The sequence below is a fragment of the Chromobacterium amazonense genome, from assembly GCF_001855565.1.
In the GTDB taxonomy this organism is placed as follows: Bacteria; Pseudomonadota; Gammaproteobacteria; order Burkholderiales; family Chromobacteriaceae; genus Chromobacterium; species Chromobacterium amazonense.
On the sequence record NZ_MKCR01000002.1, the window covers coordinates 171,256 to 182,743 of the forward strand.

Sequence of the window (11,488 nt, forward strand, 5' to 3'; positions counted from 1 at the left end):
AGCCTGCGCAAGCAGGCTTTTTTTGCATTCCGCCGCAGGGAAACCGCCTTGCGGCGGCTCCCCGCCCTCAGATCTGCACCAGATCCCTGGCCCCGGCGGTCAGCGTGGATACATACTCGGCCGTGCGCGGCTCGCGCGGCGCGCCGAATATCTGCGATGCGCTGCCCGCCTCGACGATGCGGCCATGCTCCAAGAACACGACATCGCGCGCCACGCTGGCGGCCAGGCGCAGATCATGCGTCGCCATCAGCATGGTGACGCCCTCGGCCGCCAGCTGGCGCAGCACCGCCACCACCTCGGCCGCCAGCTCGGGATCCAGCGCCGACGTCGGCTCATCGCACAACAACAGCTGCGGCGACGGCGCCAGGGCGCGGGCGATGGCCACCCGCTGCTGCTGCCCGCCGGATAGCGTGGACGGCCAGGCGTCGGCCTTATGCGCCATGCCCACCTTGTCCAACAGCTCGCGCGCGCGCCGCTCCGCCTGCTGGCGCGGCCAGCGCTGCACGGTCAGCAGACCCTCCATCACATTTTGCAGCGCCGTCTGATGCGGAAACAGCTGAAAGCTCTGGAACACCATGCCGGTCGCCCGCCGCATCCGCAACACCGCCTCGCGCGACAGCTTGCGCCCCGGCGCGAAACTCAAGGCATCGCCGGCCAACTCCAGGCTGCCGGCATCCGGCACCTCCAAAAGATTGACGCAGCGCAGCAGCGTGCTCTTGCCGCTGCCGGACGGGCCGATCAGCGCGGTGACGCCACCCTCGGGCAAGGTCAGGCTCACCCCGTCCAGCACCCGGTGGCCATCGAAGGATTTGACGATATCGTTCAGCTTGATCATGCCGCCGCTCCCACGGGCGCCACATGGCGGTCAAAACGTTTTTCCAGACGCTCCTGCAGCCAGGTCAACACCGTGCTCAGCATCAGGTACAAAAAAGCAGCCTCAAGATAAAGCACCAGCGGCTCGTAAGTGGTGGCGGCAATCCGCTGCGCCGCCTGGAACATCTCCGGCACCGTCAGCACAGCCGCCAGCGAGGTATCCTTTACCAGAGAGATGAAGGAGTTGGCCAGCGGCGGCACCGCCACCCGGCTCGCCTGCGGCAGGATGGTGCGCCGCATCGCCTGCGACCAGCTCATGCCCAGAGAATACGCCGCCTCCCACTGCGCCTTCGGCACCGAGGCGATGGCCGCGCGTATCACTTCCGAAGTATACGCGCCGACGCTGAGCACGAAGCCAAGCAGCGCGGCAGGAAACGGATCGAACACGATGCCGATGCGGGGCAAGCCGTAGAAGATCACGAACAGCTGCACCAAGAGCGGCGTGCCGCGCACCAGCCAGGAGTAAGCGCGCACCAACAGCACCAAGGGGCGCGGCCCGAACAGCCGGATCAAGGCCACCACCAGGCCCAGGGCCAAGCCGCCGACAAAAGACAGCAAGGTCAACGGCACGGTGAAGACCAGCCCGGCATAAACAAGCGACGGCAGCGAATCCGCCATCAACTGCAACCACGAAGGCATCGCTCCTCCTCAATCAGCGCGACACGTCGGCGCCGAAGTATTTTTGCGAAATCTTCTGATACGTGCCATCCGCCTTGATCGAAGCCAGCGCCTTGTCGATGGCCGCCTTCAGTTCCGGATTGCCCTTGCGCAGCAGCACGGCGGAAGCTTCGCCATTGGCCTCGGTGGCGGCCACCTTCAGGCGGGACTTGGGCTGCTTCTTCTTGAAATCAAGGAAGGACAGGCTGTCGTTGATGGTGGTTTCCACCCGGCCGGACTCCAGCAGCGCCACCGATTCATTGAAACCCTGAGTCGGCACCACCTCCGCGCCGTAGCGCTGCGCCAGCTTGCCGAAATTGCTGGTCAGGGTGTTGGCGGACTTGCGGCCCTTCAAATCTTCAAAGCGCTTGATGTCGCGATTGTCGTCGCGCACGATCAACACCGCCTTGGACACGATGTACGGCTCGGAGAAATCGTATTTGGCCTTGCGCGCATCGGTGACGGCCACCTCGTTGATCACCACGTCGTAGCGCTTGACGTCGAGGCCGGCGATCAAGCCATCCCACTTGCCCTCGACGAACTGCGGCTTGACGCCCAGACGCTTGGCGATGGCCTGGCCGATTTCGACATCAAAACCGGTCAGCTCGCCGGAAGCATTGTGATAAGTAAACGGGGCGTACGTGCCTTCGGTGCCTATCTTCAACACGCCAGCCTTGCGGATATCCGCCAGATCGTCAGCGTGCGCGACAGCAGCCGCCAGGGACAGGCCAAGAATCAGTGCGGTATTCAGTTTTTTCATTGTCGAATCTCCATCGTTGCTCAGTGTCTTCCGGCAGCACGGGCCGGCCATGGCGATACCTTAACAGCGACAATGTTAGAATACTAAGTAATATTATTTTAGTTTTATATTCTTTATTGAAATATAAATACCCAAAATGCCTTCCCGTGTCGCGCTTCGCACCTGATTCGCCAGTCAAAATGGGTAATTTCTGCATATTTTCGAAATATTTCCACAAAACGCTTGCACGCCAAAATTGCTCCGGGTATAGTTCGCCTCCTGTCGAGACCCAACGGTCAAAAGCGAAAGCGAAATCGACAGATTATGTGGGGGTATAGCTCAGCTGGGAGAGCGCTTGCATGGCATGCAAGAGGTCAGCGGTTCGATCCCGCTTACCTCCACCACAATACAATTTAGGACGTACGTCCCCATCGTCTAGAGGCCTAGGACACCGCCCTTTCACGGCGATAACCGGGGTTCGAATCCCCGTGGGGACGCCAGCGAATACTGGGGGTATAGCTCAGCTGGGAGAGCGCTTGCATGGCATGCAAGAGGTCAGCGGTTCGATCCCGCTTACCTCCACCAGTTAAAAAGCCGAAATCTTGAGATTTCGGCTTTTTCCTTTATTATTTTCCCAAAAAATTCAAAACAAAAATCGGCTCGCTTTGACGCCGATTTCGCCCGCCGTTCCGCATCAGCGCGGCATTCGCCGCAGCTGAGCAACCAGGCCGGCCAGCTTGCCGGCGTAGCCCGGATCGCTGGCATAGCCGCCGCTCGCCAAAGCCTTGGCAAACGCCTGCGCATCGCCGCCAACGCCCAAAGCCGCCCGATAGCGAGGATTGCTCGCCAACAAGCTGGCGTAGTCGTCAAAAGCGGCTTGGTAATTGGGATAAGCGCGGAACGACTCCACCCGGGATTGCTTTTGTCCGCCGACGAACTCCGTGGTCAGCGCCGCCGCGACGCCGCCGCGCCAGCGCGAGTCGGCCTTGATGCCAAACAGATTATGGCTATTGCCGCCATTCGCCAAGGTCAACGGCTTGCGCCCCCAGCCCGACTCCAGCGCCGCCTGCGCCAGCACGATGTCCGGCGCGACGCCGAGCTTGGCCGCAGCCGCCTGCGCATAGGGCCTCATTTCATCGAGAAAAGCCTGCCTCTCAGGCGAAGCCGCAGCCGCCAGCTCCGCAGACTGCAATTGCTGTTTCAAACGCCAGGCTTCGGGCGTCAATTGCGCAGCCGCACCCGGCTCGCCATTGGCGATGAAACGTTCCACCTCGCGGCGCAAACCCGAAAACTGCTCGGCGAATCCGGCGCCGCCGCCGGGCAAGTCCAGCGGCAAGGCGACAGACTCCCGCAAAGGGGAGTCAAAACCGGCCACTCTCTCACTGCGCTGCGTAAACATCGGACTCCCCCTCCAACACCCGCCGCAACAAGGCTTGCCGCTGCTGCAACAATTGGCCATTGCGCAGATTGCGCTCGCGACACGCGGCCGCCAGCTCGCACAGCCGCCGCCAACGCGCCGCGCCCTGCTCGCGCAGATTTGGCGGCAAGGCATCCAAGAGCGCGCTCATCGACAATTCAGCGCCGACGGGCAGCAAATCCCGCACCCACGCCTGGCGGGCGTGGCGGCTACGCTCCAACCGGTCGCACAGCTCGGAAATCCGGCAGGCGCACGCCTCCAAGCCTGCCGCATCATGGGCCAGCGCGGCCTGAAACTGCGCCTCCAGACTCTCCAACAGCAGCGGATAGTCGGCCAGATCGGCCGCTATGGTCATGAACAACTCGCGATAAACCTGCTTTCTATCCATCAACGTCCGCCGTGATATCGCTCGATCAGCCCGGCCAAGCGCTGCGGATCGAAGCGCACCTCGCCGCGCGCCAGCGCGGCGCGCACCGCGTCCACCTTGGCCTGGTCGATTTCCGGCATGGCGCGCAGATTGGCGGCCAGCGAGGCGGACGAATCCTGCGCCGCCGGCGCGCGCGGCACGGCTTCCGCCGCCGGACGGTTTTCGGTCTTGAGGTTTGCGGCCTGTTCGCCGCGCCAGGAGGAATGAAGTGAGATCTGCATCAGAATGCCTGCTGTCCGTATACGGTACGATACCGATACAAGGCGACGCCAGCGCGCCGAACTTAAGCCGGGAGGGCAAAAAGGCCGGCCGCCTGACTGGCGGCGCGGCCGCGCCGGGTCAGAAGTTTTCCGGCAGCATCTTCAACACCACGATGCGGCGGTTCTCCATTCGGATATAGTGGCCATAGATCAGCTCCTTCAGGATGCGCGCCACCATCTCGCGCGAGGAGCCGATCTGATCGGCGATTTCCTGCTGCGTCAGTTGCTTGCGCAGAATCAGCATGCCGTCCTGCTCCACCAGCATCTGATTGATCAGGATGCGCACGCGGCCATACACATCGAGCAAGGCCAGATTGCGCGCCAACATGGTCATGTGGCGCACCAGGGAAACGAGGTAGCGCATGATGCTGCCGCGCACGATGTGGCAGCCAGGCAGGCCATCCTCGCTGTCGAACAACCGGCACAGCATGCCGCGGGAGAATCGCAGCAGCATGCTGTCCTCGTCGGCCACCGCGCTGCTGTTGCGGATGCCGCCGTCGACGAAGGACTCCATGCCCAGCATGTCGCCCGGCATGCTGATCCGCAACACATACTTTTTACCGTTCGGCTCCGCCACATAAGCCTGCATGCAGCCGGCGAACAGCAGGTAAACCTCGTCGGAAGCATCGCCCTCCGAATACAGCTCCTCCCCCTTGGCCAGGCGGATCGTCTCGCCCTCCTCCAGGACCCTATCCAGCTGCTCTTCGGCCAAATGGCCAAACAGCGGCGTCTGCCGCAACATCTGTATTGCTTGTTCTTGTTTCATCTCGGTAACACGTCCCCGACTCACTGACATCCATCGCTGAATGTCAAAGTCATTGATTGACCTTTTATATTATTGAATATGATTCGCGAGTCGTTATTCTTATCAACTATTGGGATATTGTAAATAATTTGATTAAAATTTATGTGAAATTCTCACAAAAAAAAATCCTTGCAACAAAAGGATTTTTCTGAACATACAATATTAACAAAAAATTAACGCATCCCGACGGTATCCCGTTTGAGATTGCTCAAGTCTAATGCGCTGGGCAGCGCGGACGCCACGCCCGGGATGCCGGCCGTGTCTTTTGCCTCCGCGCCGAACATCGACACCACCGCCTGCGCCTGCCCGGAAGTCAGAATCAGCAGCTCGATGCGGCGATTCGCCGCCGCCAGCGGATGCGCGCTGTCCAACGGCGCGCGATCGGCCATGCCGACCACTTGCAGCACAGACTCGCCGACCAGCCCGCCCTGCAGCATGTGCATGCGCGCCGCCATGGCCCGGTTGCTGGACAAGGACCAGTTGGACAGGGCGTTGAAGCCGCCTGCGCTGTGGTATTGCGCCGCGTCGGTATGTCCCACCAGCAAGAGGCGGTTGTCTATCTCGCCCAGCATGGCGCCGATCTGCTGCAGCAAGGATCGGAAACGCGGCTCCACAATCGCGCTGCCGCGCTCGAACATGCCCTGCTTATCGGTGTCATGCAGCGTCACGCGCAGCCCATACGGCGTGATCACCGTCTGAAGATTGCTCTCCAGCCCCGCCTTGCGGCTCATCTCGGACAACTCCGCCGCCAGCTTGCGCAGATCGGCCTCACTGTCGTAGCTGCGTCGCTCGCGCTCCGGCTCATCATTCACCGCCCGCTTGTCGCCGTCGCGAACCATGGACTTGCTGGCCGCCTGGCTGCCGTTATGGCCGGGAATCGGATCACGCGGAATCAACGTGCCGGGCGGATTGCCCATATGGTCTATCTGCCGGCCGTTGCCCTGCAGCAGCGGGCTGCCGCCGGAAGTGGTGAGCAGTTGCTGCAGATTTTCCTGATCGCGCGCGGCCAGCACCCACAGCACCAGGAACAGACACATCAGCGCCAGCACGAAGTCGGCGAACGCCACCTTCCAGGCGCCGCCGTGCGCGTCTTCGGCGTGGCGGCGCGCCACGCGCTTGATCACCGCGCCGTCCTGGCCATCCTTGCTCTTCAAGCCCGCCATGGTTTAAGCCAGCCCTTCCAGCGTATTGATCCAGGTTTCCAGCTGCGAGAAGCTGGGCTTGGTGTTCAACTGCACCAGGCGGCGGCCGGCGTCGATCGCCAGCAAGGGCGGCTTGCCGGAGGCGTGGGTGGTCAGCACCACTTTCACCGATTCGAAATTCGACAGTTCTTCCTTGACCAGTTGCCCCATCACATTGGACAACGGGTCCAGCACGCCATAACAAAAGAAAATACCGATGAAGGTGCCCACCATCGCCGCGGCGACGCTGGCGGCGATCTCGCCGGCGCTGGCACCCTGTGCCACGGTATTCATCGCCATCACGATGCCCAGCACCGCGGCCAGGATGCCGAATCCCGGCATCGCCTCCGCGATCTTGTGCAGCGACTTCGATGGCTGGTTCAACTGCTCGTGGATGGCGTCCAGCTCTTGGTCCAGCACGCCCTCCAGCTCGTGAGCGTTGATCTTGCCCATCGCCATCAGCCGGAAGTTGTCGACGATGAAGGCCAGCAGCTTGGGGCTTTCCAGTACCAGCGGATAGCGGTTGAACAAGGCGCTCTGCCGCGGCGCTTCCACATGCTGATCCAGCGCCTTCAAGCCGCGGCTGGCGGTGATCAACAGTTCGTACATCAACAGCAGCTGCTGGCGCTGGAATTCCGCGCCCTGTTTTTTGCGCATCACCACCCGCCTGATCTGGCCGCCCATTTCCTTCAGCACATGCGGCGGGTTGCCCAGCACCACCGCCCCCAGCGCCGCGCCGCAGATGATCAACAGCTCGGTGGGCTGCCAGATGATGGACAACGCGCCGCCGTGCAGCATGAAGCCGCCGAATACGCAAACCAGCACGATCAGAATGCCAAACAATTGCTGCATGGGGTATTTCCTTGCTTCAGGCGGCCATCAGGCAGGCCTGCATCTTTTTCAGGGCGCTCTTGTTGATCTGGCAGATGCGGGCCTCGGTCAGCTCCAGCACCGCCGCGATCTCCTTGAGACTCAGTTCAAACTCGTAATACAGCTGGATCACCTGCTGCTCGCGCTCGTTCAGCGCGGTCAGCGCGCGCGCCAGCTCGCTTTGCCGCTCCAGCTTGGCCTCGGGCGAGCCCTCGCCCGCCAGCTCCACGCCTGCGGCCACCATCTCGTCGAAGCTGGCCATCGCCTCCGCGTTTTCCGCCAGCAGCGCGTCGCGGTAGGCCTCGGCGTCCAGACCCAGCAGCGACATCGCCTCGGCTTCGGACGGCTCCCGCCTGAGCTTGCGCCTCAGCTCGCGCAAGCCGTCGCGCACCCGGTGCGCCTCCTGACGCACCGCGCGCGGACGCCAATCCAGCCGCCGCAGCTCGTCCAGAATGGCGCCGCGAATGCGCAGCATGGCAAAGCCGGCGAAGCGCTCGTCCGGTTCGCCGCCGTAGCGGCGCAGACAATCCAGCAAGGCCATCAGGCCGATTTGCTCCATGTCTTCGCGGTCGAACACGCCGCCGGCCTGGCTGGAGAGCTGGCGCGCGGCGCGCTTGACCAGCGGCGCATAGACGGCCAGATGGCGCGCCTCGTCTGCGGCTTGGGGCGGCTGCTCGTAGCGCTCGGCGTACATGGCGCTTACTCGATGATCAGCTTGCTGACCATGACCTCGCTGAATGGCAGCTCCATCCGCTCGCGGGCGAAGGCAGCGCGATAGGCCTTGTCCAACAGGCGCTGATAGTCGTCTATGCCCAAGGCGTTGGCGCGCTCGCGGCTCAGTTGCGACAAGGCGCGCACCGCGACGCTCTTCAACAGCGGCAGTTGCTCCTTCACCTTGGCCTCGTCTTCCGGCGTGCTGCGAAACACCAAGTCCACCGCCATGAAGCGCGTATCGCCGCCGGCTTCGCTCTTCAGCATCACGATGTTCTTGTCCAGCGTGATGAAACGGTAATCGACCGGCTTGGGTTTGGCCGGCTCGTCATGCGCGGCCAGCTGGTAATACCACCAGCCCCCTGCGCCCACGCCCGCCACCGCAATGGCCACCAGGGCGGCCACGATCAGGGTCCTGCTATTCATCTATCGCTATCCTCTCGCTGTCTCAGCCCTGATCCAGTTGGAATCCGCCGGCCGCCTGCCAGCCCTGCTCGCTCAAGGCCCGACCCGGCTGCTGCTGAGCCTGCTGCTCCCGCCCCTGGCGGCCGCCCTGGCCGTGGCCGGACGGCATGCCTTCCCGCACCTCCACCGCCACCTGGGTGTACTGGCGGCCGCCCAGGTCCTGGCGCAGCGCCTCGCCTATGCCTTGCAGCTGGCGCACCACCTCGCCGTGCGACGCGGTGAGCTCCACCGTCAGCGCGCCCGCCTGGTGGCGCAAGGAGATTTCCAGCGTGCCCAGCGACGGCGGGTCCAGCCGCAGCGTCGCCCGATCCATGTTCTGCGCGGGCATGGCCGGCAAACGCTCGCCCAAGGCGGCCTGCAGCTTGCCGCTCCAGCTTTCCGGCTGGGACGGCGGCAAGGCCAGGCTGAAGCTCTCCGCCGGCTTGCCGGCTTCGGCCGCATGGATCGGCGGCAAGACCGCGGCCAAGCCGTCCAGCCGCGGCGCGGCCTCCCGCGGCAGCGCCATCTCCGGCAACGGCGCCTGCCAGGCCTTGTCTGCCGGCTTGGCCGCGGCATCCAGCGCTGGAGCCAGGCGTTCGCCGACATCCACAGCCGACTCGGCAGCGGCTGGCGGCGGCGCCTGCCGCGACATCAGCGCCTGCCAGGTCTGCGGCAGCAGCGCCGGACTCAGCGCCGCGGCATCCGCCGGTTTTCCCGCCTGCGCTTTCCCGTCCGCGCCGTCTCCCGCCGCAGCGTTCTGATCGACGGCGGCCGGCGCGACCGGCAAATCCTGGCGGACGACAGCCGCCAGCGGCGCCGCATCGCGCGCCGCCGGAGCCGACTCCGGCTCATCTTCAGGCGGCGGCTGCCGCGCGCCGGCATCGGACATCGCGTCGGCGAAGCCGATTGCCGGATCGGCATCCATCCACGCCAGGCCGTCCATCGCCTGGCCGACAGCCGCGTCGCCGCTCCCCGCCGGCGCGGAGGAAGCGGGAGCGGATTGCGGCGGTGCCACTCTGCTCATGCTTGTTCCCATTCACTGAATTGCGCGTAGGCCAGCCGGCCTTCGCGCTGCTGTCCGATCGCGGACATCTTCTCGCCCAGCGCGTCCAGCTCGGCGCCGCTCGCGGCCAGCGCGGCGCGGTAGGCGGAGGCCAGCGCCGCCCTATCGTCGGCATCTAGGCCATGGCCCGGCTCGGACAACAACCGACGCAGGCGTTCGTCCAAAACCGTCAGCGCGTCCCAGTCACGTCGGTCAACCGCTTCGGCGATGGCCTGGCGCCAGCGCTGCACATCAGGCCGCGTCATGCTGGTCCCGCACGCCTATCCAGCCGCCCTTCAATGTAGCCAGCAGCTGCTCCGCCTCGTCCAACGCGGCGATGTCCAGCTCCACGCTGGCCTGGTACAGGCGATGCGCGCAGTAGTCGTACAAGCGGGCCAGATTGGCCACCACCTCGCCGCCGGATTCGAAATCCAGCGCGCTGGACAGACCATTCAGGATGTTGATGCATTTGCTGATGCTCTCGCCCTTCTGCTCGTAGCGGCGCTGTTGCAGATGGCCGCGCGCGCGCGCGATCTCCTCCAGCAGGCCGTCGAACAGCACCAGCACCAGTTCCACCTGGCTGGCGGCGTGGGTCTGCGACTCCAGATTCACCGCGTGGTAGCTGCGGTAGGCTTCGTAATCCACGATCTCGATCCCGTCTTTTCAAATCAGTTGAAATTGAGCATGCCCAGCGTCTGCTTCATCTGGTCCTGCATGTTCTGCAATTGGGTGAACTGGGCCAGATAGCGCTGGTACAACTGTTGGTATTGCTGCTGCAGCGCGTCCTGGCGGCGGGCCAGGTCTTTCTGCTCGCGGTCGCCGCTGTCGCGCCGCTGTTTGATCAGGCCGTTGCTGTAGTTCAGCCACTTGTCCAGATAGTCGCTGCTCTGCTTCAGCGCGCCGCCCTGCCCCGTAGGGTTGAAATAGCGATCCAGCGCGTCCGGCGCAGCCTTCAGCGCGTCGCCCAGCTTCTTGCTGTCCAGCGTCAGCGTGCCGTCGCGGCTGGCGCTGATGCCCAGCTGGCCCAGGGTGATGCCGTCGTAGGACTGGCGCAGGATGGCGTTGAGCTGGCCCTTCAACGCGCGCACGCTGGAGTCGTCGGCAAAGGCCGCGCCCGGCTTGCCGTTGGAGCCCGGCTGCGACAGATCGGCTATCGCCTTGTAGATCTTGTTGTACGCATCGACGAAGGACTGCACATTGGCCGTGGTGTCGCTGTCGCTGCGGCTGATGGCCAGTTGCAGCGGCGGATCGCCGTCCTTGCTCAGCTTGTTGACGGTGAAGCTGAAGCCCTCGATGTTGTCGAAAGTGTTCGAACCCTGCTGCAGACGCACGCCGGCCGTCTTGCCGCCCAGCCAGGCCACCGCGTCCTGGGCCTTGCTCATCTCCTTGGGCGCAGACAGGCCGGCTTTCAGCCCCGCATCGGTTACTTGGCTCAGGTCCAGCGAAATCGCGTTCTTTTCGCCACTCTTGCCGGCGGACAGCACCAGCTGGCTGCTGCCGTTGCTGTTCAGCACCATGGCGTTGACCTTGCCGGCATTGCCGTCGGCCCGGTTGATCGCCAGCGCCAGCTCGCTCGGAGAAAGCTTGCCATCGTTATCGCGGTCGGAACCGTCCAGCGCCACGTCGAAGCTCTCGCCGCCGGCCAGCTTGACGGTGAACTTGTCGCCGGCCTTGGCCGTGGCGCCGGCCAGATCGCCCATCAGCAGTTGCTGAGCGCTGGCCAGTTGCTCGACAAACACGCTGTAATTGCCGGCTTGGGCATTGCCCTTGGCGCTGACCGTGGCCGCGCCGTCCGGCGTGGCGCTGGCGCTCATGGCCATCAGACTCTTCTTGCCGCTGAGCGTAGTGAGGCTGCTCTTGTAATCCTGCAGCGCCTTCTGCAGCTGGTTCAGCGCGTCGCCGCGCGCCTTGGAAGCCTTGTTCTGGCTGTCCAGCGCGTTCTGCAAATTGCCCAGGCTGTTCTTGGCCAGATTGTCCGCCCAGGTGCTGGGCGGCATCGCGTTGAAGTCAATCGCCATCGCTATCCCTTTCGTCCGCTAATCAATGGTCTGCACCATTGAAG

General features: G+C 63.8%; 15 protein-coding genes and 3 tRNA genes. 3 read left to right on the top strand and 15 right to left on the bottom strand.

Annotation, left to right across the window (positions count from 1 at the left end; genetic code table 11):
* Nucleotides 1–67 precede the first annotated feature (67 nt).
* Genes BI343_RS01490 through BI343_RS01500 form a run of 3 tightly spaced genes read right to left on the bottom strand, consistent with a single transcriptional unit; the run spans nt 68 to nt 2,290 of the window.
* Nucleotides 68–835, bottom strand: a complete 768-nt coding sequence (locus BI343_RS01490) for an amino acid ABC transporter ATP-binding protein (RefSeq protein WP_071108365.1) — start codon at nt 833–835, stop codon at nt 68–70.
* Nucleotides 832–1,512: an amino acid ABC transporter permease gene (locus BI343_RS01495; protein WP_043622592.1), complete on the bottom strand. Its 681-nt coding sequence runs from the start codon at nt 1,510–1,512 to the stop codon at nt 832–834. The genes BI343_RS01490 and BI343_RS01495 overlap by 4 nt, the downstream gene beginning before the upstream one ends.
* Before the next feature lie 13 nt (nt 1,513–1,525).
* Complete coding sequence (locus BI343_RS01500; protein ID WP_071108366.1) at nt 1,526–2,290, bottom strand: amino acid ABC transporter substrate-binding protein; 765 nt, start codon at nt 2,288–2,290, stop codon at nt 1,526–1,528.
* Between the two features lie 307 nt (nt 2,291–2,597).
* Here BI343_RS01500 and BI343_RS01505 point away from each other — a divergent pair.
* From BI343_RS01505 to BI343_RS01515, 3 genes are all read left to right on the top strand, one after another.
* A tRNA-Ala gene (locus BI343_RS01505) sits at nt 2,598–2,673 on the top strand.
* A 20-nt stretch (nt 2,674–2,693) separates the two neighbouring features.
* Nucleotides 2,694–2,769: transfer RNA gene (locus BI343_RS01510), tRNA-Glu, on the top strand.
* Nucleotides 2,770–2,778: 9 nt separating this feature from the next.
* A tRNA-Ala gene (locus BI343_RS01515) sits at nt 2,779–2,854 on the top strand.
* Between the two features lie 109 nt (nt 2,855–2,963).
* Here BI343_RS01515 and BI343_RS01520 read toward each other — a convergent pair.
* The 12 genes from BI343_RS01520 to fliD form a co-directional block, all read right to left on the bottom strand.
* Nucleotides 2,964–3,668, bottom strand: a complete 705-nt coding sequence (locus tag BI343_RS01520; RefSeq protein WP_071108367.1) for a glycoside hydrolase family 73 protein — start codon at nt 3,666–3,668, stop codon at nt 2,964–2,966.
* Nucleotides 3,649–4,074: a flagellar export chaperone FlgN gene (gene flgN / locus BI343_RS01525; protein WP_083340739.1), complete on the bottom strand. Its 426-nt coding sequence runs from the start codon at nt 4,072–4,074 to the stop codon at nt 3,649–3,651. Before flgN ends, BI343_RS01520 begins: the two co-directional genes overlap by 20 nt.
* A complete protein-coding gene (gene flgM, locus BI343_RS01530; protein ID WP_043622582.1) occupies nt 4,074–4,334 on the bottom strand; it encodes a flagellar biosynthesis anti-sigma factor FlgM in 261 nt (86 codons plus the stop codon). The genes flgN and flgM overlap by 1 nt, the downstream gene beginning before the upstream one ends.
* Nucleotides 4,335–4,452: 118 nt before the next feature.
* A complete protein-coding gene (locus BI343_RS01535; protein ID WP_071108369.1) occupies nt 4,453–5,139 on the bottom strand; it encodes a Crp/Fnr family transcriptional regulator in 687 nt (228 codons plus the stop codon).
* Nucleotides 5,140–5,351: 212 nt separating this feature from the next.
* Nucleotides 5,352–6,341, bottom strand: coding sequence for a flagellar motor protein MotB (locus BI343_RS01540; RefSeq protein ID WP_071108370.1), 990 nt, complete (start codon nt 6,339–6,341; stop codon nt 5,352–5,354).
* A 3-nt stretch (nt 6,342–6,344) separates the two neighbouring features.
* Nucleotides 6,345–7,211 carry a flagellar motor stator protein MotA gene (motA, locus tag BI343_RS01545; protein ID WP_043622568.1) on the bottom strand — a complete coding sequence of 289 codons (867 nt, stop codon included), beginning with the start codon at nt 7,209–7,211 and terminating at the stop codon, nt 6,345–6,347.
* 16 nt (nt 7,212–7,227) lie between these two features.
* Nucleotides 7,228–7,923 (bottom strand): FliA/WhiG family RNA polymerase sigma factor, encoded by a 696-nt coding sequence (locus tag BI343_RS01550; protein ID WP_071108371.1) that lies wholly within the window; start codon nt 7,921–7,923, stop codon nt 7,228–7,230.
* A 5-nt stretch (nt 7,924–7,928) separates the two neighbouring features.
* A complete protein-coding gene (locus BI343_RS01555) occupies nt 7,929–8,366 on the bottom strand; it encodes a flagellar basal body-associated FliL family protein (protein ID WP_071108372.1) in 438 nt (145 codons plus the stop codon).
* Between the two features lie 22 nt (nt 8,367–8,388).
* On the bottom strand, nt 8,389–9,408 hold the full coding sequence (locus BI343_RS01560) for a flagellar hook-length control protein FliK (protein ID WP_139165603.1): 1,020 nt from the start codon (nt 9,406–9,408) through the stop codon (nt 8,389–8,391).
* Nucleotides 9,405–9,692, bottom strand: a complete 288-nt coding sequence (locus BI343_RS01565; RefSeq protein ID WP_071108374.1) for a hypothetical protein — start codon at nt 9,690–9,692, stop codon at nt 9,405–9,407. The genes BI343_RS01560 and BI343_RS01565 overlap by 4 nt, the downstream gene beginning before the upstream one ends.
* Nucleotides 9,679–10,071 (bottom strand): flagellar export chaperone FliS, encoded by a 393-nt coding sequence (fliS, locus tag BI343_RS01570; RefSeq protein WP_043622560.1) that lies wholly within the window; start codon nt 10,069–10,071, stop codon nt 9,679–9,681. The genes BI343_RS01565 and fliS overlap by 14 nt, the downstream gene beginning before the upstream one ends.
* Before the next feature lie 23 nt (nt 10,072–10,094).
* Nucleotides 10,095–11,444, bottom strand: a complete 1,350-nt coding sequence (gene fliD / locus BI343_RS01575) for a flagellar filament capping protein FliD (protein ID WP_071108375.1) — start codon at nt 11,442–11,444, stop codon at nt 10,095–10,097.
* Nucleotides 11,445–11,488: the final 44 nt, after the last annotated feature.